We start from the raw sequence: 23,832 nt of genomic DNA, 5'->3' as shown, positions 1-23,832 counted from the left end.
GCTAGTCCGACACCGTGCGACCGGGGGCACATTCGGGTAGGACGCCCGCCATTGTCAAAAGAGCAATTTGTGTTATTGGGGTGCGCTCTAGCGGACAATTTTCATCCGCCAGAAGTTCGGGAAAAACCGGATGGGAATATTTGTCCCCGGAATGCGATCCAGGGAGTGTGGCCAAATGACAGCTAAGGCCTTGCCCACTAAAAGCTCTTCCCTCACGTAATGTTCCTTGGTCCAGAATCGGCCGTCTTCGCTTTGCGGACTGTTGTCTCCCAGGACAAAGTATTGTTTTGGCCCCAGACTGAATTCCAGGGCGTGTCCGGTGTTAAAAAAGTCCCACTGCGAGGGATCAGACATCACTTCGGCGACTTTTTTACGAAATTCGTCTGGCGAGAAGAATCCGCGGCCCAGATAACGATAGGGGGATTGATCCCAATCAAAGTCATGCATCACGAACCCGGACCCGCGCTCGTGAGCGATGTAATACACGTCGCGGTAAACCTTCAAATGGCGCAGCGTGACCGTTCCCTGTCGGACGCCGATTCGAACGGGACGTTCCAGGTCGCTGACCGTGGGACCGTGCCAGTCCGTTTCATATTCCACAGTAACTGGACGCTCATTGACCCATAGAACAAGCTGCTGATCTACATTGGCAAAACGAATTTTGTAGCGTCCCGGCCCTTGTCGGCTCAGGGATACGGTCTCCACAAAGCGCGGATCACCTACCCCTTCGAACGTTGCCCGCCCCGCTGCGAAATCCACTCGGGCTCGAAAAACCTGGCCACCCCGGGTGAGCTCAAAGATAATCTCCGCTCCCGGCGGTGCGACTTCCGCTTCACACTCGACAGCGAGGTCGTTGACCCAGTGTAAACCCAGCTGCTCACCGCGAGGAGGAATAACGCTTTGCGCCAAGGCATTCCTCAATTCTTCGGCGTCTTCGCCTTGATTGGTGTTGTAGGCCATGAAGTCGCTGATAAGCTGCGGCTGAACCTGACGCGAATCCACCGGCAGCCCTTGACTCACCATTTCCCAGACTTCCCACGAGGGAACAAAATGTCGGTAACGTAACCAAGCCTCCTGGCCAGAGGTGGCCGTCACTGTGTACTCCCGAGTCTGCCGGGATGTTTTCCACATGTCTTCCTGCTGTTCTTCCGCCTGCCATCTTTCGGGCCATCCCGCTTCGAGAAGCTTCTTGGGTGGATGATCATCGTCATAAACCGGTTGCAGCATGGCCAGAATCTTGGCGGGTGGCTTTCTCGCAATAGAAAATCCTGACTCGTTTTCCCGACGAATGAAAATATCTCCGTGATAAATCCTGACCGTTTCGTTCGGAAGACCAACCAGCCGTTTGATGAAGTTTGTGGACGCGTCACCCGGGTATTTGAAGACGATCACATCCCACCGCCGTGGTTGTGACAGGTGATATTCGTATTTTGAGACGAGAATGCGGTCGCCTTTGTAGGACGGCGTTTGACGGCCATTTCTCTTGTTGGGGCCGACGTACATCGTGTAGCGACAATTGGGGCAGGTGGCACTGACGACGTACGTACCTGTCCGACGGTTCGTCAGTTTGTCCACCTCTTCGCTGGCCCCGGTTTGGAAGGCGAAACCGCATTGCTCGCATGTGAGGTCCTTGTGCCGCCCCATCAGCGTGGGTGCCATGGATCCCGTTGGGATCACGAAGGCTTCCGCTTCAAATGCGCGGAACAGAAAGGCCAGAATGAGGGCGATGGAGATGGCCTCCGCTACTTCCCGCAGCCAGTTCGAACGAGGGTACTCTGCCTTTTGGGATTGCCGTTGGGTGGGAGAAACGCCCCGAGAAACTGCCTTTTCTCCGGAACTCGGCTGTTTTCCGCCTTTGCCAGATACGGATGTGTGCGAAGCTCCCATTGTTGAACCAGGCTTCTTTTCGAGAGGTTGATAGATTATCGGCTTGAACTCACTCCTGGAACCAAACCTCATTCCCTCGGGTCATGCCCCCGGCCAAGTCGCTCCATCGGAATCGGGTCGCCCAGCCGTAGCGGACTGAACTGCGAAAAACTTATTCTACCTTAATCTTAGGCAGATCGGCGAGGCCAAGTCGTGCTGAAGCCCAGCCTCCGACGCGCACAACTTATCTTCCTGGCCAATTGGAAAATAAACCAAGAGCGGGTAGTCCCGGCCGCCATTCGAACCGGGCAGATCGTGCGATTCGCTGGGCGACGCGCAACGATCCACGCATCCGCGTAACAGGGACGGCCAGCCCGCAGTCTGGCAACAGGGAATTGGGAAGCCTGGCGGCGTCAGGCCTCTTCTACCAGCTCAAAGCCGAGAGCCTGGGCGAGATCGCGGACCGGTTCAGCCAGGTCTCCGTAGAAGGTGACGCGATGCCATCCTCCGCTCCAGCCCAGGAAGAGCTTCTCAAAGTCGCCGGGGACCTCGCAGGCCAGCTTTGTACGGCAAGCACGGTCGATGACAACGTTTTCCGCCGCCACCGCCCGATGGAAAAGGATTTGTTTCCGATCGGCAAAAATCTCGAGAGTGGATGTCATGTAACCGACCGGCAGGAACGATCGGACAGAAGCTCCCCGGCGATCTTCTGAATGGGTGAGAATTTCGTAGGGATTGGCTGGTCCCTGGGGGCCGAACGGCTTGGTGGTGGCCACACAATGGGCATAGACTATCTGACGTTTCGAGGAATCGATCACAGGATCCGAGATATATCCCGGTCGCCGCACCAAATGATTCATGACTACCATGGTCACCGTGGAATTGAGATCGGCTTCGCAGGCCCCGACCATGCCGGAGTTGAGAAGCTCCACATAGCCAAGGCACGGATAGGCCTTGAGTTTTCCGCTGTAAAATCCGCCCAAACAATTAATCGTGATGGCCTCAGCTTGGTATTTTTCCAGGAGCGCTTTCTGAGCGAGATAATTGATAGCCGAAAGCCGCAGCGTCTCGTCGGGATTGTCGATGATGACTTTTTGGGCTTCTGATTTCCAACGGGCGGCCGTCGCGTCCGCGGCATCTCGATCAACTTTGTCAGCGGCCTCTGCCATTTCCTCAAAAGTCACCTGCACAACCTCGATTCCCAGTCGTTCCCCAATACTTCTGGCCAGCGTCTCACTGCCACCGCCGACTGTGATGATTTTGGCCTTTTTAATGCTCTCCAAGCAGTTGCCAACGGAGGCTAGCTCCAGGTTATCCTCGGCCACCTTAGTCAATCGCGGAGGGGGAGTCCTTTCCTGCCGAACGCGATCACACGCTGCGACGAATGCGTCCACCCCCTGCGTCTTCAGGATGGAAAAACACCGAGCGGCCGCGATAAGATCCTCGGTGTTGGATGAACCGATCAGGGAAAAATTCTTGTATTTCCTTCGTAACTGTGACCCGTACACCAGGAAGCCGCCACTTCCCGCGTAGATATAGTCGGCAAGCAGCATGGGGTGCCCAGAAGCGGCAATCGAATGAAACACCTGAATCCAGTTGTTCATGTTGTAGACCAGATAGCCATCGATTTTGTCGGCCTCATGCTGCGCGAGAATCTTCTCAGCGTCTGCAGGGCTATGGGCTACGGTGGGGAGAAATTCCACATCGGGACAACCATTGCGGAGTGCATTGGTGATGCGTTCGATTTCCGGTCGCATGTCGTGACCAATATGGGGCCAGGTCGGACGATCCTGCACCAGGGCCCAGCAGGCAAACACCAGTCGCACCCGAACTTTCGGCTGAGAAGCTGTTACCGCTTCGGTGGCCCAACCCGTTGCGGGTAACCCGGCTGCCAATGAAGCGGCGCCACATCCGGCACATCCGCGGAGAAATTGTCGTCGGCTGAGGCAACAGTGGCAGGCGGTCAAAGATAGTGCGCGTTCCATAACCGTTCTCCCTTCGTTCCCGGTGAAGTTCGCAAGTTCCGGCGTGGGCCCGACCTGCAAGGCGCTGCGCGGCACCGAAACTATTCCGCGTCCACTATTGTGAGACGCGCTGCCCGCTGTTTCAATGGTGATGTGCAAAAACGTGTTTCGAATTTCTCTAACTTGATCAGCGAAGTGGGGTTACATTCCATGGTGCGTTTTCTGTCACCCCGTAAACTGGCCTTGGCCAGTTTTTCGAGTGTAATGGTTAACGTTCGGTCGCCCGTCCGCCGCAAAATGCGATCAAGGGCAGCTTATTACAGTCACCTGCTGATAGCAGGGCTGTTAATGGGGGCGACTGTCATCATCGAAGCGCCCATTAATGCCAGCGACTGGCCTGTGGCTGCTCATGACATTCGTCGATCGGGAAGTACCGAAACGACGCTCCGGCCACCATTTACGCGGTTGTGGTATCGGCTGTTTCCGGATGAAGGGCTCATGTCTGGAGTGCAGCCTGTGGTCTCTCGAGATAAACTTTTCGTGGGCACTCTTCGCGGAAGTGTCCATGCCATAGATGGATTGAAGGGCAGTGTCATTTGGAAGGTCAATTTGCCTGGGGCGGTTCTTCACACTTGCGCGGTCGACGGCGAACGAGTTTTCGTGCCGTGCGCGGATGGCGCTTTGTATGCCCTCTCCGCACACGATGGCACACAACTGTGGCGGTTCCAGACAGGTGCCGCTGTGTGGAACAACCCTTTGGTCTTTGAAGGCAAGGCGTTCTTTGGCGGAAGGGATGGAAAGCTATATGTCCTGCGAGCCATGGATGGCGAAATAGCGTGGGAGTATACCGTTGATGCTCCCGTGGTGGCCAGTCCGGCGATCGATCCTGAACGTCGCCGCGTCTTCTTTGCTGCTGAAGACATGCGTGTCTACGCCTTGAAAGTGGATAACGGCGAACTCCTGTGGCAGAGCGAGCGTTTGCCAGGTGTCACTTTCCGGGGATATTATCCCGTGGTCGCACCGGACGGATCCGTGATGGTAACCACGACTCCCCTGTACAGCCAGGAAGAGTTGCAAACAGTGGTGGAGGAAGCGGTTCGAGAAACCTTCGGCGACTACGCGAGCTGGCGACATTCCCCCGAGGAAAACGCTCGGCTTCGGGAGGAGAATTTTCGCCTGCTTGCGCAACCGGGAACCTACCAGCGTCAGATGGAGCTGATTCGCCGCAAGCTGGAAGCCAATCCTTACTTTCAGACATTCTTCCTCCTCGACGGGAACACAGGCGCACGTCGTGGCGTGATTCCTATCGTTTACGCGGAAAGCATGAACGGCACGGGAATGCCCCCGGTCGTCACCCCGGATGGACGCGTGATTGTCAAGTTTCAGGCCTTGCTCCGCAGTCGCTATCAGCACTATTCCCCGTTTTTAAACGTGGGTTACCTGGACACACGGACAGGGAATATCGAGCCTCTTCTTGATGAAACCCGGACGTATGGCTGGCACGACAGTTTGCTCCTCGTCCACGATGAGCAGTGCTGCCTCGGCGTTGCCGGGACGACACTGATCAATACCCATCAGGACAGTGTCAATGCGTTAGATCTGATCAGCCGGCGGGGCTACCCCGAGCCGTTCTGCTGGAACATCCACGAGCCGGAAAAAGGTGAGGCCCTGGGTATTTGGACTATGCTCATTCGTGGAGAGTCACTTCCCGTTGGAAAGGAGTGGATCCTGCGAGGAACGGGTCTCTATGGTGGTGGGTCGGTCATAGATGTAGGGATCACAATCGTTAACGACGGCTTCTATTATGTACCGACACATGAAATCAGTGCGGGTTGCGCGATAATCGCCTATCAAATGGCTGAAAACGGGGAGGCAGCTCAGAAATCGACTGTTCCGAGGGCCAACTTAACCAACGAGGAACGCGACAAGCTTGCCTCTCTCGCGTGGGATTGGGATGTCCTGAGCACGCCACGGATCGCGCGGCTGGCTCCTGAGTTTCTCGAGCTTCGAGAGCAGGCGTCTCAGCGGTCGCTTTCGAAGATCGGACCGCCCCCATTTGTTGATGAAAAGTTTATTGAACAGGTGATTTGGGAAGTCCCCATGGACTCAGGGCAAACGTGGGACAAGTATGCCGGTTTGGAGCGTGAACTTCGCACGAAACTGAACGCGGCGGTAAAGGAACTCATTTCCCGCCCATGGGCTCCGTTCGTTTTTCCAGCCGGAAAGCATCCTGTTGAAAGCTATCGCTTTTTCGCTGATCCATGCGAAACGTTGCTCGCCCTCGCCTACAGTTATCCCTATCTCGACGCAGAAATCCAGCGTGACGTAAAAGATTGGGTGGCTCGGGAACTCCAGCCTGGTGGATCACTGAGTGACATTGGGAAGGACGAACCGCAACTTGACGGATCGGTACCGAGGACCCGTTATGATGTTCCCCGACTTCCTCGTCTTGTTTTGGACGACCGCCACTTCAACAGACTCGCGCGGCTGTATCCCTTTTGGCTATGGACTTCTCGTGCCCAGGATGCGCAGCTCGGTGAGAAAGTCAAAGCCAGTCTGGTGGAAATCACATCGCTAGCGGGTGACGCGTCAGATGTGGATTTGGGAAACAGTGTCATCGCCGGTTGGATTGCGGCGGCGCGTTTCGCTCGGCAGTTCGGACTTGGCGAGGTGGAGGAAAAAGCTGTTCTCCAGGCAAAAACAGCCATCCGCGCGCGACTCGACTACGAGTGGCAGCACCCGATTGACGGCGTTTTTGCAGAAGCCCCGAGGGGTAGATGGGTGTGCGCGCGATGGAGAAACCTCAGTCCTGAGGTGGCTCGTTTACTTGCCCGTTTTGCACGCCCCGTTCAGGAGGGCCTCATGGAGCGTTATGTGGATCATCATCGTCCGACCTGGTGGTTAGCCTGGAATGTCGAGTTGGCATGGCGGAACGAATCCCCATTCTCGCTTCCCAGCATGGCTCAGGAGATATTCTCGGCCAAGGCGCTCGTTCTGCAGACCCCTCCGGATGTGCTTGCGACGTGGCTCGACATTCCGTGGTGTTCAGCGGATCTTTATTACATTGAGAAACTGGCATGGACTCTCCAGGCGTGCCGCGGGATTATCTGGCGGACCCTTAGGGAGTGATTGTCAGAAACTTGGATCAAGTACGCGAGCAATCTCGCAGCGTTCGGATTTTGGAAACTCTTCATCGAGTCGCTCATAATAAGCCACGAAGATGGGCTCATTTCTGCGGTGACACGTTTTCGGAAACCGACCAGATTCCTCTCCGGGCAATTCTTGCTTCCGCTTCAACGAGAAGAAATCGTTCCTTCATTATTTGAGAATAGGAATACTGGATCTCGACGCGCCCGAAACCGGCGCGAATGATCTCTTCGTTCAGTAATTTATCTTTTGCCCAGACATATGCCAGCAGTCGGCCGTACTTATCCCGCCGGGGACCATCGAATTCCAGTCGCACCTGATTGCCAGCCTGTCGCACGAGTGTCGCCAGATAGTCAGCGGCTTCGGGACCAAAGGGTTCAACAGGGGAGTGCGGTTTCACCGATTCCGGAGCGTCCACGCCGATAAGACGCACTGTTTCTCCGTTGGTGAGTCGAAGGGTATCCCCGTCGACCACGTGTTCCACCATCCACACACCTTCTCCGGTTGACGGACCGCGGTCGGCATTTTGATGGGCAGAGCGCAGACCACGGTAAACGACCAGGATGACGATGATCAGCAGGAAGATAAGCGAACGAGAGTCGGGAACGTTTCGCCGGCGTCGACCAGTGCGGGGAATGCGAAACCTCGGGAATCGCCGGTTCATGAAGGTCCGCCCACGCGTGTGCGAAGATCGGTATGCGGTTACACGTTCCTTGGTGCCTTCAAGTGCTGCCGTCACCTGGAAAGGTCACAATGCACCTGGTCGCCCCATTGGAATTGACCTGATTTTGTCCTGAGTTAAAGGGACAAGGTCTTTGATGGACCTTCTGAAGCTTCCGATTGCCGAACGAGTCCGTCAGTTCTTGCTGAACCCGAGAATCTTGCTCGCTTCCCTGCCCAGCGGATCCCGGAGAAATCGTTTTCGACACTCGGAGCACAGATCGAATTGAAGGACCTTCTCAGCGCTTTCGAAAGCCTCCTCGCCCAGTTGATTGAGAGATTCCAGAATGTCCTGAATCTCTTCCAGGTGATCCCGATCATCGGGCTCGTCGTCGCTCATGGGTTCAAAGGCCGCCCTCACTTCGATTTTCACCTGGTACCGAATGTCGCGGTCCGGGTGAATCTCCCGCCGACACATGTCACACACGTAGCGGATCATTGCTGCTCTCCCGACTACGAGGCTCTCAATGTCGTTAATGGTCGAGCCCTATCCCCAACATCTTCATCCTAATAAGATGATTGCATCCTAAACAAGTCTCCCGCACAGGTTTTGTAGCGGAGGACCAATGCATGGCTTATACGAAAGCATCGCCCATCTTGACAAGACATAAAACGTTTGCTTTCAGTCGCATCCAATCCTGGGTTGGGGAGCGCTCCAATTTGATCTAGGAAGCCGGGTCACTTCTCCGATATAATCGGGCCTATTGACCCAGCAGAGTCCTAAGCAGTATGCCTCCATTGGAAGCCACGGAAGGAGTCACGATGCGGTCCATAGCGATCATGAACCAAAAAGGAGGTGTGGGCAAAACCACCACTGCCGTAAATCTGGCAGCGGCTTTTGCTGCCGAAGGCTTTCGTACCTGTCTCATCGATATGGATCCGCAGGCACATGCCTCGTTGCATTTTGGGATTGAACCCCAGATTGATATGCTCTCCGTGTACGACGTGCTTGTCCGCGATCGTCCCCTGGCCGACGTCCGACGCAAGATCACGGAGAACTTATGGGTTGTTCCGTCGCATCTCGATTTGGCGGCTGCTGAAGTCGAACTGGCAGGCGTGGTGGGTCGAGAGGTGATTCTCCGCGACAAGCTTTCCGAGGACCCGGAAAAATTCGACTTTCTCCTGGTGGATTGCCCACCCAGCCTGGGAATTCTCACGATCAACGCACTTGCTGCGGTGAACGAAGTGTTTATTCCTCTCCAACCGCATTTCCTCGCGCTCCACGGACTGAGCAAGCTCCTTCAGACGATTGAACTGGTGGCCAAACGGCTTAACAGCCGATTGCGATTGACCGGGATCATCCTTTGCATGTTTGACTCGCATACCCGGCTGGCCCTCGAAGTCTCTGAAGACGTGGGGGCGTTCTTCGGCAATCGCCGGGACGGACGGACCCCCTGGGCAGGTGCCCAGCTCTTCCAAACGAGAATCCGCCGTAATGTCCGGCTCGCGGAAGCTCCCAGTTTTGGGCAGTCAATTTTTCAATATGCACCGGATTCCAACGGCGCAGAGGACTATCGCAATCTTGCGAGAGAAATCATTGCCCAAACCGTCCAGGAAAGGCAGCCCCTCAAACAGGCGGGATAACAGCATGCGGAAATGGCGTCAAAGTCCCCGCGGGTTGCCCATCGTGTGGGCCGGACTGTGAAAAAGCCGATCCACCACTCGGCTTTTTGCGTCATTCACCCCAAGGACGACAGGTTACCGCAGATTTTCGGGAGGAGGTGCCGTCTGTTGCTGGGCCGGTGCGCATACTGGGTTTTCAATGTGCCTCCGGCTTTGACGCTTCAAAAAACTGTAACGACAATACGAAAGAGAGCGGTTGTGCCGGACAAAGCAGCTCAACTCATCAAGCCCGGGTAGGGAATATTCCTGCTATTCCGAACATATGAACGTTCCCCCTCGCTGATTTGTTTTCACACGGGCTGTTTTTGCGCTGAGTCTGTTCTTTTCTGACCGATTCTCATAAGTGGAACGGAAGGCATGTCCGATCGCCTTGGATATTCCGTACTTCTGCGAACAATCGCAGTGATTTTAACAAGGCTGGACGTCAGGACGTGACATAACGGCTTTCCGCTCCAAATGCCGGCCGAAAGTTGGTACTTCGGCGAACGGAAAGGGAATGGATTCCCGTTGCATAGGGAAATGACCGATGGAACGGTATCATAATCGGACCAACGTCGGTTTTGCTGGCAAGCTACTGGCAGCGGGACTCGCTTGGCTGGCTTTTTGGAGTGGGGCGCAATGCCTAGCGCAATATGGCCTAACTGCCAGTCCTGATCTGCTGCCGCTTTTGGCTGCCCCCGAGAGTGCACCGATCGCCCCAACAGGGACTGTGAGCGGTTCATCCGCGACGGGCAGCACTCGGGCGCCGAATCTTCTGCGACTGCCACCGGTGGAGTCCGACATCTCCCCGCCGATCCATTCTGAATCATCCAATTTCGGTGGACTTTCAGTGGCCGGACTCTCCCAACCGAGCAATCCTACGATGCCGCTTGTGCCGCTGCCGACGGTGGAGGGGACGAATGCAAATGGGCAGCAAGAGCCAAGTGGGAAGCCTGAACCTTCCGCTGGGACCTTGATCGACCAAATGTTGCGCGAGGAACAGGCTGCATGTAACAAGGATAGGCAAACTATACATGCGCGACACGTTTTGGGACACCGGAGATGGCTTATCGAGGAGTGCGACCCACGACCTCGCGGGGAATGGTATTTCGAGGGGGCGGGCTTGATCATGGGTCGCAATGATCCCAACCAGGTGTGGTTCAGTTACCAGTCGAATAACAACGCCAATGAAATTATGAGCAGCGAGCAGGCCCGGACTTCATGGCAGGGTGGTTGGTTAGGAACCGTGGGGCACTCGTTCGCATGTGACAATTGGCGGCTGGAGGGCACCTACTGGGGCTTGGCTGTCATGAAAGGGGATGCTACGGCCATACATCCCGACTTTGTAAGCAGTACGCTGAATTTCACGGACGTTGTCTATGCGGATCCCACAATTCCAGGATTACCTGTGGACCTTTTCACAGGAGCGTACGAGCAAGCCCTGTGGAGATCCAATGAAATCCACAATGCGGAGATCAATCTCGTCCGCCACCGGATTCCCTGGGAAGGCTACCGTGTGGGTATCGATTGGCTGGTGGGCGTTCGTTACTTCCGGTTCGATGAGCGGTTGACGTATGGTTCAAAGCGGCATCCCGATCCCTGGGGAAGCGCGCCGGAGTTGGAAGGTTATCTCTCCGATCGGGTTGAAAACAACCTCGTGGGGGTACAACTGGGATTTGATGTGCGGTGGCCGATCTCCGATTGCCTCGTCCTCTCTTGCCGACCGAAAGTTGGCCTCTACAACAATCACATCCACAACCGGTTCGATGCATACCGAGGAGATGGCGAACTATTCGCCCCCAATCCCGATCCACTGGTGGGAACGCCCGTCCCGGGCCGGTATCCCGTTGTGTCCTCAGATGATCGATTTTCCGTCCTCACTGAAATTGAGGCACGCCTCACTTGGCAGATCAACCCTCGCTGGAGTGCTTTCGTAGGGTACCGACTTGTTGCTGTTTCCGAAATAGCACTTGCCGACGAGCAGTATCCCTTTTATGTCGTGGATATTGTGGACGCCATCCAACACATCGACTCCAACGGGGACCTCCTGCTCCATGGCGGTGTCGCCGGCGTGTCGTTCGACTTTTGAGCTTGATAGATACTACAAAAAAATCGACGCAGACAAACTGTCGTCACACACGATTGCTCATGTGCTGCTCCTCGATCGGCAACCACTCAGTCGGTTGTGTCGGAGGGGGACGAAAAACCAGGCGGCGGCTCATCGATGAAATAGACATCTCGATCAGGTCGCGAACCCGGACAGTGAATATTGAGCATTTCCAGGGTCTCGTCGGCAGTGATGAATCGATGGGTTGTGCCGGGCGGGAGGCGGAGAAAGTCACCCGGCTCGAGGAAATAATGTTCACCGTCTAAGACTGCCTCTCCCCGCCCTGATAGAACGTAATAAAACTCTTCTGCTATCCGATGATAGCTGGTGGCCGTCGTTTGATGGGGACCGATCCACACCCGGTAGAACGTGGCATTGAGCTCTTCATCTGGATCGATGAGCGATTGTAGTCGGTAAGGCCCCAGGGATTGTGCCGTCTGCGTTAGGGAACCCTTCCGATGGATGATTTTGTAACGCGGTGTGGGGAGTGGCACGTCGTCGGGCATGTTCACCTCCGTCTATCGGAAACCACAACGTCAACGCGTGGTGCGACCGCCAAAGCCAATAACTTCTCAATTCGGAACATCTGAATGATCGGTTACCTACTGACTCAGGTCTCAGCCACGCCGAAACGCGGACGCGAGAAAACGATCCCCATCTCTTCAGAAAACACTCTTTCCATTATTGGCGCTTGCATCCAAACGCTGTTATGGGATCTGCTGCTTTCCCGCCCCCTAACTATCAAAGTGGAAAAGCTTGTGCAGACATACACTCTAGCCCAACCGAGCCGGGGAGTGCCACGAACCGGCAGAGCCGCATTTAAAGAAATGGGAAGCAAACTATGAGATGGGCAAGGCTAGTCGGGGACGTCGGTGGAAGAGCCACCGTATTCCGGGATGTCAAGACGCCGACCGAAACTTGACAGGATAGCGAACCATCCGTGAGACAAACCGGGCGGTTGAAGGAAGCCTTTGTCACGGTTAAAGTGGGTTATCATTGTTGTTCATTGTTCGGACCACCTCGCTCGAGGTGTGTCCGTGTGGCTTTTTGGCGTTTCATAAGCGCTATCCAATTGTGACTTTTTTCTGTTCGGGACGGTTGTCACCGATTTTGTCTCGTGAAATTCGATTTTTGAACGGAGTGAAGGAGACAAGATCTTGAGCCCGCGACGTGGAAGCTGGCATCCAGCCCAGGAAAGTGACGAAATAGTTTACGCCATCTGCAATCGGTTTCTGGAGCAGCTCGGGCAGCATTGCAGCGGCAACGCGAAAGACCAGAAAGATCGGCGCCGGGGTGCTGCCGCGGCGGTCGCTGCCTGGGCACGTAAACATCTTGGTCGAGAGGATCTGACACGAGAGCGTATATATCCCCTGTTTTGGGAAGCTGTGCGGCGTCAGTATCTGCTTTTGTGCCCACCGAGGGAATCACATTTGGCCTCGGAAATTCGCAAGGCATTCGGATTGGAGAGTTTTCCGGAGGATTCGATTCAGGTTGTGAACGTTCGAGGACCAGAGGCCGCCCGCAATGTCAGCGCTGTCGCAGCAGACCTGACGTTTCAACTGATCCATCGTTTGCGGGGTAAAAAGGAGAAAGTCCACGTCGGATTGGGAGCGGGGTATTCGTCGATGATGGTGGCCCGACGACTTGCCCAGCGGGTCTATTCTGATCTTCAGTGCCCACCGCTCGTGCTTCATGCGATTTCGGCTGGCGGCTTCTTCATCGATCAGCCGTACAAAGCCCCTGTGACCTATTTTGGATATTTTTCCGAAGTGATTACCCCTGTGGAATATGTGGGTTTGTTCTCCGAGCCGCTTGTTTCCCGCCAGGAATATGACCGTGTGCGGCAGAATCCCAGCGTGCGCCACTCGTTTGAGCGGGCCAAGGAGATCGACATTGTGATCACATCTTTCGCCGCCGCCCAGGATGAACATGGGATGCTGGGGCAATTCTTGAAGGCGCTTCAGCAAGAAGGCACCATCACCCAGGCGGAAATCGACACAATGGTGCGCGCGGGTTGGGTGGGCGACGTGCAGTTTCGCCCTTATTCGGCGAGCGGCCCCATCCGGGAAGAGTGTCCTGTTCAGGTCGTCACCCTGTTTGAAATTGAAGAATTAGTGGCGCTGGCTCAGCAGCCGAATAAATATGTCGTCCTCATAGCCGGGCCATGCAGTGAATGCCAGCGACTGAAAACAGACGCGCTGCGCCCGCTTTTGACAAATCCCCGCCTGCGGCTCTGGACTCACCTTGTGATGGACCTGGCTACTGCTTACGACTTGCTGCGAAGTTTGTAAGCATTCTCAACTGAATTCTCTGAGCTCCACCCAATCCGTGTGAGACAGTTTTATGGGGCAAGGTCCTCAGGATTGGGCAGCCCTCGAGTCTCTGTGCCGATCGGTCTTTAACTACTGCGACTTCGCTGCGTCGGGCTGGGTATCAACTCTCGGTGGGAGCGTAATGGCGCCCCCGCGCCGACGGTAGAGCAGCCAGTACACAGTGGGAATGACAACCAGTGTGAAGGTGGTTGAGGCAAAAATACCGAAAATAATTGACCAGGCAAGCCCGGAGAAAATCGGGTCCAGCGTAATCACCCAGTTTCCCAGTAAAGTGGTGGCCGACGTCAGGAAGATCGGGCGGAGGCGAACGGCGACGCTCCGGACGATGGCCTCTTTGAGGTCGTACCCATCCATCAAACTGTGGTGGATGAAGTCAATCAGGACCACGGAGTTCCGCACCACAATGCCGGCAAGGCCGATCATTCCGATCATCGCCGTGGCAGTGAAGAACACCGGATTGGCGAAACCTCCCACCGGTCTATTCGTGAGGATATTGAGAAGCCAAAAACCTGGCATAATCCCGATCATGGTCAGCGGGATTGCCAGCATGATGATAAGCGGTAGTACCCGAGATTTTGTCTCGAACATCAAAAGAATGAATATCACCACCAGGGCGACACCGAAGGCGATCCCCAAGTCCCGAAAGACGTCGAGAGTGATCTTCCACTCGCCCTCTCCGGCCCACACCACACGGTAACCGTCTGGGACAGCCCAGTAATCCCCGCCGCCTGGATGAAACCACGTTCGCTCCTGCCAGGGACGCGGATCCGGCTTCCGCTGAGCGAGTTCCGATTGAGACACGCGATCCATTTCCATGTCGATGATCGCGTCAGCGGGGGGACGACCCGCGATTTCTCCGAACACATAGACCACCCGTTGCAGGTTTTTGTGATAGATCGTCTTGTCCTCCAGCAGGGGGCTGCCGTCCGGGTTGGTCGACACAAAGTTGCCCAGCGAGCCAATCTGCACCAACTGGCCGTTCTGGCCTTGGACGTAGATTTCCTCGAGATCGTCCTCTGCTGAACGTTCTGAGCGTTTCATTCGCAAAATGACAGGCAGCGGGTTGACCTCAGAAGGAATATGGAGCTCTGTGGCAGGATAGCCACTTAGCGCGGCCTGAATCGTCCGGGCAATGGCCTCTTTGGAGACTCCCGATAACGCAGCCTTCGGTTGGTCGGTAATGAATACGCGCTTGGGCTGATCGGCTTCGGCCGATATGTCCACGTCCACCACCCCGGGCTCCCGCAACATTCTCTCTTCAACTTTCCTGGCTGCGGCGATGAGATTGAGATAGTCAGCGTCCGGTGGGCCGTATACTTCAGCCGTGATAGTTGCGATAACCGGCGGTCCAGGCGGAACTTCTACCAGTTTGATGTTGGCATTGGTTTGTTTGGCGATTTTTTCGATATCGTGGCGAATCCGCAACACGATTTCATGTGACTGATGCGCGCGGTGATCCTTGTGAAGGAGATTGATCCGGATATCGGCCACGTTGCTCCCTTGACGAAGGAAGTAGTGTCGGACAAGCCCGTTAAAATCCATTGGAGAAGAAAGCCCCGCATAAATTTCGAAATCCTTCACTTCTGGAAGGCCAGCCAGGTATGCGGCGACCCTTCGGGCCACGGCATCCGTTTCTTCCAGCGTTGTGCCTTCCGGCATGTCAATCACGACCTGGAACTCATTCTTATTGTCGTAAGGAAGCATCTTGAGAGGCACCACTCGCAGACCCGGGAGCAATAAGGACGCAAAGAACAGTACGGCTACCGTGCCGACGACTCCCCAGGCCATCCAGGACCGATCGAGGATCGGGCGAAACACCCTGCGCACAATCCGATAGACCGGCCGTTTCGTCAGGTCGTAGCTAGACTCCTCATGCACCTCATGGTGCTTGGTTCCCTGGAGTGCAAACATGGCCATCCACGGTGTAATAAGGAGCGACACGGCCAGGGACACCAGAAGCGTTACTGGCACGTTGAGAGCCATAGGCGCCATGTAAGGCCCCATCATGCCTGTGATGAAAGCCATCGGTGCAAAGCTGGCCACAATCGCAAGGGTGGACATAACCAGTGCCGGGCGAACTTCCTGGACCGCCCGGAGAACGGCAGGACGGGGCGGCAATATCCGCATGGAAAAGTATCGCGCTATATTCTCGACGTCCGTAATAGGGTCATCCACAAGAAGCCCCAGAGCCAGAATGAGCGCGAAGAGTGTGACGCGGTTGATGGTGTAACCGGCAAGATAGTTGATGAAGAGGGTGACACTGTAACAAACCGGTACCGCCAGCGCGATCACCACGGCAGCACGCCACCCGATTGTCAACCAGATCAAACCGATGACGGTTAGAACAGCCACGACGAGCGACTCGACCAGTTCGTTGACTTTTTCGTTGGCCGTTTCGCCGTAATCTCGCGTGATCCTGTAAAACACTCCGGCCGGCAGATGCGTCTTGGCCAGTTCAGCCATTCGCTCTTCCACAGCCCGGGCTACCCAGACGGCGTTGGACCCCTTTTGTTTTGCCACCGCGATGGTCACAGCAGGATAGAAAGCCACAGCGATCTCCTCGGAAGGAGTGCGAAGATCGGCCGGCGTGATGTGCTCGACAGGAACCTCCGGATGGCGCGAGGCGGGCCCAAAACCAATCCAGGTGTAGGACGTTGGCTCAGCCGGGCCGTCAATGACCTCCGCCACATCTTTCAGATACACGGGCCTGTTACCCACAACATTCACAACCAGGTTTTGAAGCTCGATCGCGTCCTCCACAAAGGTACCGGCCTCGACGATGAATTCCTGCCCCTGTTGATCGAAACTCCCGGCCTGAACGTTAACATTGCTGGCTTGGAGGGCTTGAGCAACTTGCAAAATAGACGTGCTCCGGGCGGCCAATTTAATGGGGTTGACCTCTACCCGGATGTGCCGCGGGCGTCCACCCACTACCGTCACGCGGTTGGTTTGCGGAACAGCTTTCAATTCATTCTGGAGCTGTTCCGCGATACGCCGCAATTCATAGTCACTGATCTTTTCTGGGTCGCGCGACCACAGCGTAATGTTGACGATCGGAACATCGTCAATTTCCACCGGCTTGATGACCCACCCCTGGACGCTGCGCGGGGCTTCGTCGATATACGACTGGATCTTACTGTGGAGCTTGACCAGGGAGTCTTCCCGATCCTGGCCCACATAAAAACGAACGATAATAATCGCCTGGCCGGGACGGGACATCGAATAGACGTACTCCACGCCGTCAATCTGATACACAATTCGCTCCAGGCGATTGGTGATTTGCTGTTCTACTTCCTGCGCGGAAAGCCCCGGCGCCGAGATAAACACGTCCATCATCGGCACCACGATCTGTGGTTCTTCCTCACGTGGTGTGATCCACAGTGCCCCCATACCGATGATGATGGAAATGATTGTCAGCATGATCGCGGAGTCTCCCCGCAGGAAGACATCCACGATGCGGGTAAGAAACGGGACTTTTTCCTGAGGACTTGTCACGGTCGAGCCTCCCTATTTATGTTTCTGTTGCCTCTGTTGGCTTGAGACCTGGTCGCTTGACCCTGAGCATAAGTCCCAGCGCCTGCCCAGCACGTCCCAAAGTCGTCGCGCTGAACACGTGGGACCCGCCCTCCTGACGGCAAAATCGACGCCTCATCAACGTTCCTGCGGGACGGCACTTTGCGGACTTGGTTGTGACGTCCCTTCTTCGCTGCTTCGAGAAACGCCAAGATAAGGACACACGCTTGGGTCGGCGTTTTTAGGGACCGCTACCATTTCGCCGGCCTGGAGACCGCTCAGAACTTCGAGATGGCCCGGGCGTCCGAATCGGCCGACCTGAATAAGTCGCCGCTCCTTCGTGCCATCAGGGTGAACTACCTCCACAAAGTCCAACTGTCCAATTCGCTTGATGGCGGCGGCATTGAGACAGAGGTGTTTCCGCCGGCCCGCCTCGATCCGTACCCGACCGAACATCCCCTCAACCAACCCGGGGGCCTGCGGCAAAGCGATTTTCACAAGCACACTTCGCGTAGCGACATCCGCCTGTGGCACCTTTTCGTCCACGGTGCCTTCAATTGTCTGTTGAAGCGCGTCAATATACACTTTGACCTTATCGCCTATCTTCAGGCCGTTGGCTAGTTGTTCTGCCACAGGGACTTCCAATCGAAGCGAAGCCGGATCATACATCGTCAAAAGGGGGACCCCAGGGGAAGCTGTGTCTCCTTCCTCCGCAAGACGGTCCACAATTTGACCATCGCGGGGAGCGACGATGGTGCAATAGGAAAGGTTCACCTCGATCTCGGCCAGCGCCTGCTTTGCCTTTTCAAAATTGGCCTGTGCCTGGTCGCGCCGGGTGCGGAACTCGTTGAACTGTTGCTCGCTAATCGCCCCGGGCTGTTGTTTACGGAGACGATCGGCTCGTTCGAAATCATCCTGGGCCTGCTTGAACGCTGCCTCGGCCGCCTGAAGCGCTGCCTGAGCCTGGCTTCGCTGGCGCTCGAGGGCTGCCCGATCCAGTTCGATCAGTACGTCCCCCTGCTTGACCCGGTCGCCAGCTCGGACGTGAATCTTGGTGATCGTGGACATGATTCGCGCCGAGATGGAGGTCCGTTCGCGGGCCTTCACCGTACCCACAGCCTCCTCGATGTACGGCTTTTCCACGACTTCCACTGGCTCCTTGGTTTCCACATTGGGATCAAACCGGGGAAGTTCAGTTGCGACCTCGCCGGGAGCAATCTTCTCATTAAAGAATCCCGACAGCCAAAAAATGACAAGCGTTAATACCACGAGCCCCGCCAGAAAAGGAACAACGCGAACAATACTCCGAACGATCCCTTTCATTGTTCAGTTCTCCTGGAAAATCGCTTGCCATCGCAACAAACGACGTGGTAAGCATTTTGAATTTCGTGCAGCCGGGGCATATGGACGTCGAAATTGCTTCTCGATCTCCCCTGACCGGTCCGGCGACCGCCCTACCATAACCGATAACGGAATCGGCCGTTTGGTTACATAGGGCACGGCCTTTGCTCGACTACCGTAACCTTACTTTTTTGATAATGTATTTACGTAGTGTGCCACAGCAAGATACCTCCTTGCAAGCCCCGTGGCTAAGTTTATTCCGACGCATGGTGGCAAGCGATAACTGGTCTGAACGAGGAGATTCAAACAAAAAAGCCCCGAAAACTCTCTCGGGGCTGGAGCGTTGGAACTAAAACTAACACCAAGCGGGTGCGATGAGCCGATCCGCTCACGGACCAGGAACATATCCCGGAGGCCCGGATGGGCTGCCTCGTGGTCCCCCTCGAGACCCTTTCGCAGGAGCACGGGATGTACTTCCCCTGGTTTCTCGCGTCGTTGTACCAGTTCTCGACGTCCGTCCTCTCGGAGAGCCGTACTCCTGCTCGTAAAACTGGGAGTACTCTTCTGGATACATTGATTCTCCTCCCGGTCCCGTTGCGTACGGACCGTACGGGGTGGCGGGTTGACCAGCCTGAGTGAATCGCTTGTACTGCTGTTCGTCCTCCAGCTCGTCCCGCAGCATGAGATTACCCTCAGGATCCATCACCACCAGCTTGGAAGGAGCCGATTCCTTATTGGGAAGTGTCTCCCCCCCGGCCAAATCGACAATCATCAGCCGTGTGAAATAGTCGATCGGAGTTTCTTCCTGCTGGGTGCTTGGAGCAGTTCCAGGATAACCAGGATAGCCCGGCGGACCACTTGTGGGAGAGCCGGGCGGCCCGCTTGTAGCATACGCGGGCGGCCCACTTTTGGTTGAACCCACCATGCCGGGTAGCCCCTCCAGCCCGGGTGGGCCTGAACTGCTACCGTATTCTCCGGACTCGCCGTACTGCGTCGTGGTTTTCTTTTCTTTCTTGGGAGGATTCATTTTCTTGACATCGTCGGCACTGAAATCGACCACGGTGCCTCGAACCAAATCCGGAAACTCGAAGAATTTGGTAAGGCCCCGCGTGGGTTGAAACACCGTCGCGCCCACCGTGATCCGCGGCTCGATGAAAGGCACCCGGCCCGCTTTGGCGGGACCAGCTAGGACGCCAGTATCTGCAGGCACGCGCACCACGTTCGAAGGTTGACTCCACTCGGTGAGCAGCCAAGCTTCTTTGGCGAGCGATTCGTCTTCCAACACCTGCGGAGGGAGCTTGTAGTTGGGATTTGCCAGCCACAACTTTACTCGATAACGATATTTTTTATTGGGTTCCACCTTGTAATCGACAAACCGGAACAGTTTTACGGGGGCCTCCTTACGCTGCTGTGCGTAACCCGGATAGGGTGAACCGGCGGTGGGATATCCCGGATAGGACTCATACTCCGAGCCGTAGCCCGGGGGGCCGCTGCTGGTTGGATAGCCGGGATACTGACCTCCGGGAGAGGGCATGCCAGGGTACGAGGCGCCGGGATAAGTACCATAAGGGGCCGCACCTGGAACGGCCGTGGCCATTTGCGTGGGATCGAGCGGGGCATCGGGAATTTCCGGAGCCGGCGGCTGTGCCGGCGGGGCGGCCGCCGTCCCTCCTGGCTGTCGTGTTTGGCCTGGCGCAAGCGAGGCTGGAATGGGTCCCGCGGGGCCACTCGGCCCTGCAGGGGTTCCCGGGCCCATCATCCCCACATAACCTTCCTCTCCTGGGTAGCCTCCCATCGATGCATAGGGGCCATAGCCGTAACCCAATGTACGTCGAGGGGCCAAGAATGGAATTTCCGGGTCATGGGCGACTTCCTTGCCCCATGTGTCACCTCCGGTCAATTGCACCAATGGCCAGGTGAACGGTACCTGTCCAGGGGGCATGACATATTCAGGCGAGACATACATAAACTGGTCGTGGGGAACTCGCTGTTCTTCGAACCACCGGGCACGTGCGTTGAGAGGCTCCCATTTTAAGGTGTCCGGCGGGGCCGAATCATCCGTCACTTCTGCCCGCTCAATCGAGAAGTAGATGTACCGGGGTAATTCAATATCCAGAGCCCCCGGAATTACTGTCCCACTTGTGGGGTAGCCACTGGAACCTGGATATCCGGTTTCTTCGCCTGAGCTAGCATATTCGGAGTACCCTGGGGATCCCGGATATCCCGTATAACCCGGATATCCGGTGGTACCCGTGCCCGTGGTTCCTCTATTTACCCGGATCGCGTCTTGAAATACATCACGGAAAGCACGAACCTGTTTTTCCCACTCGATGATCCCTGTGACAACGACCCACCGTCGCCCGTGGCTAGGGCCCGTTGGTCCCCCGCCATATCCAGGATAGCCGGCGTAGCCCGAGTAACCTGAACCTTCTTCACCGTACGTTTCGGGCATGGTAGGCATTATTGCGGGTGGCCCAGAAGTGCCCGGGGAGCCCGTTGAGCCGGGATATCCCGTTGCCGAATAACTCGAGGGGGTTCCAGCAGATCCACTAGCCAGCCCAACGACAGCCCCGTGCCCAGCCGTAGCGCGAAGGTCCGTAACCGGGTACAGAGTTGGTTGGCCGCGTTTGCGCCTTTGTTCGAAGATAGGGGGATCAAAGGGTACAACAATTTGATACCCGGTGGAGGAGACTGATTCACGTATCCGCTTGGCGACTTCCGCGAAGCCAGGCACATCGCGAGTGGGCTGGGGGGGTGTGCTTTTGTAATTCTGCTCCGCCCGACTTGCCAATTGAGTGAGTTGTTCCGGAGTGACGTCCACCTTGGGCGTAGTCATGAACGACATGACGATCAGCCCAATGGTGATAATGACCGCAACCCCGAGAACAATTTTTTCCCAAACCGCTGCCAGTAGTTGATCAATGGAGCCGAATTTCTTGTTAGCCATGATCGAATCCCCACGTTCAGGGTCCGGACGGATATTCGTCCTTTATAGTCAGCCTATTCGCCGAACGTGCTCTCAACAGTGTTGCACTATGCGGTATTCTCTCATGTTTGTGGCGGAGCCGCCGCTGGCCCAGGTGGATTTTGCGGTCCAGCGGGTGGTTGAGCCGGTTGGGGTACCGCTGGCTGAGCAGGCACGTTTCCGGTCGCGCCTTGCCCACCCGGTGCCGGCTGAGCCGCAGTTGGCGGCACTCCAGCGTTGGCAGGCGCTGCCGGAGCCGGCGGCTGCGTAGGCGGCGTCCCAACCCCGGGCGGCGTGCCGCCTTGCGCCGGAGCCGCCGGTTGTACTCCACCAGGCGGCGCTTGGACCGCGCCCTGAGGAGCACCAGCCGGAACCTGAGGTGCTGCGGGCTGCTGGGTAGCCGGTTGCTGTCCGGACCCCGGTTGCGCAGGCGCTGCCCCTTCAGGAGCCGTCGCACCGGGTTGTCCTTGCTCAGCCGGAGGTTGCGCCAGGGATTGGCCTGACGGCAACTCGGGTGCACCTGGTTTGCCGAGTTCTTCGATATTGGGCGGATTGAAAATGTAAAGAATCCCCTCGATGATCACCGGAACATCGTAATTGCTGGCGGCGGACGTCGTCGTAGCACCAGGCGCCCCTGTTCCATAGGGGCTCGTCGCGTAACCCGGTGCAGCGGTTTCTTCACCGTTGCTTTCCGACATCGGATTGCCCATGCCGGTACTTCCCATACCACCATAGCCCGTGGCGCCCGGCTGTCCCATTGAGGCCTGAGTTGGCCGGACCAGCACGCGCGTAATGCGAATGGGCATATCAGAATTGACACAGTTAACGAGGAGTTGGTCGAGTTTACGCTGGTCCACGACCAGATCGAGCCGGATGGGCATCATCTTGAATTCAGCAAATGGTTGAGCCGAGCCCGGCGGAAGCGGCTTACCATCGGCATCCACGTAGCGCCCATAAAGCGTGGTGCCCGGCATTCCGTAGCCGGCCCCGTACTCGCTTCCACCAGCCTCCGGAGAAGGCGGGCCAGAGCTCATCGGCGGGGCGCCGGGGGAACCCATGCTTCCGGAGCCCATCGGCCTCGCTGCTGCTACACTGCTCGCCAGATATCGCGCTGCATCCGGACCAATTTCCACGGCGTTAATCCTTTTGACGGCTGCATTGTGGGGGCCCGTTGCGCCTTCGTTTGTCTTTGCAATGATCCGCAAAAGCGCCTCATACACCCAGAGATCTTCCTGGGCGTTCCAAATTTCTTCGGATGTCGGCACCTTTATCCATGCAAAACGTTGCTTGATGGCGGCGATGTTCTGCGGGTTCCACTCGACGATTCCTTCCATCTCGACTGTCGCAGGACCACCGGTACCGGTTGTTCCCGGATAAGCAGCCCCCGGATAACCGGTGCCCGGGTAGCCTGCCCCGTATCCCTCTTCACCCACCGTGCTCACGGCTCCAGGATACCCGGATGTACCGCCGTAGCCCGCCATCCCATAACCTGCCGGTCCGGCCTCTCCGCGGAGACTTCCCAGCCGCTTCAGGTCTGTTCCCTTTGGCCGTCGGAGATCGATGATTTCGAAAAGTGTGGGGAAATGCTGGTCAATGAAGTTGAGATAGATCTCCCGAAACCGTTCTGGGATCGGATCTCCGAATTTGCGGCCGGGCTGATTGACCCAATTGAGAAACTCCTCACCGAGTGCGGCTGGCCATTTGTTCTTCTCTTTTTGAGCGGCGTACATGGATACCCAGGCCTGATAAACGTCCGCCTTCAGTTCTTCGATCTTTTTCTTGGTCGCTTCAATGACCTGGGTATTGGGTGAACCTGGTTTTACACCGCTCACCTGGGACTTGAGCCCTTCGAGCTGATCCTTCCTCGCTTTAATGCTCGCCTGAACCGATTGCTGTGCGACAAACCAAACTCCCAGACCAATCAGCACGGCCAGGCCACAGATAACCCAAAAACCCCATTTCTTGATTGCTGCAAGGATCGGTTGCAACTGGTTCATATTAACTTTCCCTCGCGTGGCTTGTTGGGCGACGGTAGTTCTGTCTCATGGATTGCCAGGGCCGGGGCCCGGGGCTTGACCGGCTGGCCCAGCCGGAAGTTGCTGGGCAGGGGGAACCGGAGTTTGTCCGCCCGACGGTGGCGCAGGAGTTGCCGGATTTTCGCTGGGTAAAATGGGAGCGTCGGGCAAAGATGCGGGATCGACAGGCGGTTGCGGTCCTGGTGGACCCACCGTTGTTCCCGGATTGGGAGCCACGCCTGCTCCCGATGCACCTCCC

At 56.4% G+C, this 23,832-nt stretch carries 14 protein-coding genes; 5 read left to right on the top strand and 9 right to left on the bottom strand.

The genetic code is table 11. The features are described 5' to 3' along the window. Positions 1–87 precede the first annotated feature (87 nt). Positions 88–1,887, bottom strand: a complete 1,800-nt coding sequence (gene lepB, locus ABJK56_RS15295) for a signal peptidase I (protein ID WP_347245540.1) — start codon at positions 1,885–1,887, stop codon at positions 88–90. A 392-nt stretch (positions 1,888–2,279) separates the two neighbouring features. After that, positions 2,280–3,851, bottom strand: coding sequence for a twin-arginine translocation signal domain-containing protein (locus ABJK56_RS15290; protein WP_347245539.1), 1,572 nt, complete (start codon positions 3,849–3,851; stop codon positions 2,280–2,282). 189 nt (positions 3,852–4,040) lie between these two features. Here ABJK56_RS15290 and ABJK56_RS15285 point away from each other — a divergent pair, with 189 nt between their 5' ends. After that, the gene (locus ABJK56_RS15285; protein WP_347245538.1) at positions 4,041–6,959 is read left to right on the top strand and encodes a PQQ-binding-like beta-propeller repeat protein; all 2,919 of its coding nucleotides are present in this window, start codon (positions 4,041–4,043) and stop codon (positions 6,957–6,959) included. 97 nt (positions 6,960–7,056) lie between these two features. Here ABJK56_RS15285 and ABJK56_RS15280 read toward each other — a convergent pair whose 3' ends face one another. Beyond that, complete coding sequence (locus tag ABJK56_RS15280) at positions 7,057–7,641, bottom strand: thermonuclease family protein (protein WP_347245537.1); 585 nt, start codon at positions 7,639–7,641, stop codon at positions 7,057–7,059. A 192-nt stretch (positions 7,642–7,833) separates the two neighbouring features. Continuing rightward, positions 7,834–8,136 (bottom strand): hypothetical protein, encoded by a 303-nt coding sequence (locus tag ABJK56_RS15275; protein WP_347245536.1) that lies wholly within the window; start codon positions 8,134–8,136, stop codon positions 7,834–7,836. Positions 8,137–8,459: 323 nt separating this feature from the next. Between ABJK56_RS15275 and ABJK56_RS15270 the strand changes: the two genes are divergently transcribed. Both ABJK56_RS15270 and ABJK56_RS15265 read left to right on the top strand, forming a co-directional pair. Then, positions 8,460–9,281: a ParA family protein gene (locus tag ABJK56_RS15270; protein ID WP_347245535.1), complete on the top strand. Its 822-nt coding sequence runs from the start codon at positions 8,460–8,462 to the stop codon at positions 9,279–9,281. Positions 9,282–9,846: 565 nt separating this feature from the next. Beyond that, complete coding sequence (locus tag ABJK56_RS15265) at positions 9,847–11,388, top strand: BBP7 family outer membrane beta-barrel protein (protein WP_347245534.1); 1,542 nt, start codon at positions 9,847–9,849, stop codon at positions 11,386–11,388. 86 nt (positions 11,389–11,474) lie between these two features. On the opposite strand, the gene ABJK56_RS15260 is transcribed toward ABJK56_RS15265, so the two are convergent. Then, positions 11,475–11,912: a cupin domain-containing protein gene (locus ABJK56_RS15260; protein ID WP_347245533.1), complete on the bottom strand. Its 438-nt coding sequence runs from the start codon at positions 11,910–11,912 to the stop codon at positions 11,475–11,477. 651 nt (positions 11,913–12,563) lie between these two features. Between ABJK56_RS15260 and ABJK56_RS15255 the strand changes: the two genes are divergently transcribed. Continuing rightward, positions 12,564–13,697, top strand: a complete 1,134-nt coding sequence (locus ABJK56_RS15255; RefSeq protein ID WP_347245532.1) for a hypothetical protein — start codon at positions 12,564–12,566, stop codon at positions 13,695–13,697. A gap of 111 nt (positions 13,698–13,808) precedes the next feature. Here the strand turns inward: ABJK56_RS15255 and ABJK56_RS15250 are convergent, their stop codons facing one another. From ABJK56_RS15250 to ABJK56_RS15235, 4 genes are all read right to left on the bottom strand, one after another. Beyond that, positions 13,809–17,234 carry an efflux RND transporter permease subunit gene (locus ABJK56_RS15250; RefSeq protein WP_347245531.1) on the bottom strand — a complete coding sequence of 1,142 codons (3,426 nt, stop codon included), beginning with the start codon at positions 17,232–17,234 and terminating at the stop codon, positions 13,809–13,811. Positions 17,235–17,390: 156 nt separating this feature from the next. Next, positions 17,391–18,575 (bottom strand): efflux RND transporter periplasmic adaptor subunit, encoded by a 1,185-nt coding sequence (locus ABJK56_RS15245; protein ID WP_347245530.1) that lies wholly within the window; start codon positions 18,573–18,575, stop codon positions 17,391–17,393. Positions 18,576–18,981: 406 nt separating this feature from the next. Further along, positions 18,982–21,540, bottom strand: a complete 2,559-nt coding sequence (locus tag ABJK56_RS15240; protein WP_347245529.1) for a hypothetical protein — start codon at positions 21,538–21,540, stop codon at positions 18,982–18,984. Between the two features lie 101 nt (positions 21,541–21,641). Further along, on the bottom strand, positions 21,642–23,555 hold the full coding sequence (locus tag ABJK56_RS15235; protein WP_347245528.1) for a hypothetical protein: 1,914 nt from the start codon (positions 23,553–23,555) through the stop codon (positions 21,642–21,644). A gap of 47 nt (positions 23,556–23,602) precedes the next feature. Between ABJK56_RS15235 and ABJK56_RS15230 the strand changes: the two genes are divergently transcribed. Continuing rightward, positions 23,603–23,832 (top strand): hypothetical protein (locus ABJK56_RS15230; RefSeq protein ID WP_347245527.1); only part of this gene is annotated, 230 nt, incomplete at its 3' end.

Source organism: Thermogutta sp. (assembly GCF_039793925.1).
Classification (GTDB): domain Bacteria; phylum Planctomycetota; class Planctomycetia; order Pirellulales; family Thermoguttaceae; genus Thermogutta.
This window is presented reverse-complemented; position numbering and strand designations above follow the sequence as displayed.

Excerpts from the sequence above, each read along its gene's own strand:
- lepB (WP_347245540.1), bottom strand. The coding sequence starts at position 1,887 with ATGGGAGCTTCGCACACATCCGTATCTGGCAAAGGCGGAAAACAGCCG.
- ABJK56_RS15290 (WP_347245539.1), bottom strand. The coding sequence starts at position 3,851 with ATGGAACGCGCACTATCTTTGACCGCCTGCCACTGTTGCCTCAGCCGA.
- ABJK56_RS15285 (WP_347245538.1), top strand. The coding sequence starts at position 4,041 with ATGGTGCGTTTTCTGTCACCCCGTAAACTGGCCTTGGCCAGTTTTTCG.
- ABJK56_RS15280 (WP_347245537.1), bottom strand. The coding sequence starts at position 7,641 with ATGAACCGGCGATTCCCGAGGTTTCGCATTCCCCGCACTGGTCGACGC.
- ABJK56_RS15275 (WP_347245536.1), bottom strand. The coding sequence starts at position 8,136 with ATGATCCGCTACGTGTGTGACATGTGTCGGCGGGAGATTCACCCGGAC.
- ABJK56_RS15270 (WP_347245535.1), top strand. The coding sequence starts at position 8,460 with ATGCGGTCCATAGCGATCATGAACCAAAAAGGAGGTGTGGGCAAAACC.
- ABJK56_RS15265 (WP_347245534.1), top strand. The coding sequence starts at position 9,847 with ATGGAACGGTATCATAATCGGACCAACGTCGGTTTTGCTGGCAAGCTA.
- ABJK56_RS15260 (WP_347245533.1), bottom strand. The coding sequence starts at position 11,912 with ATGCCCGACGACGTGCCACTCCCCACACCGCGTTACAAAATCATCCAT.
- ABJK56_RS15245 (WP_347245530.1), bottom strand. The coding sequence starts at position 18,575 with ATGAAAGGGATCGTTCGGAGTATTGTTCGCGTTGTTCCTTTTCTGGCG.
- ABJK56_RS15240 (WP_347245529.1), bottom strand. The coding sequence starts at position 21,540 with ATGGCTAACAAGAAATTCGGCTCCATTGATCAACTACTGGCAGCGGTT.
- ABJK56_RS15235 (WP_347245528.1), bottom strand. The coding sequence starts at position 23,555 with ATGAACCAGTTGCAACCGATCCTTGCAGCAATCAAGAAATGGGGTTTT.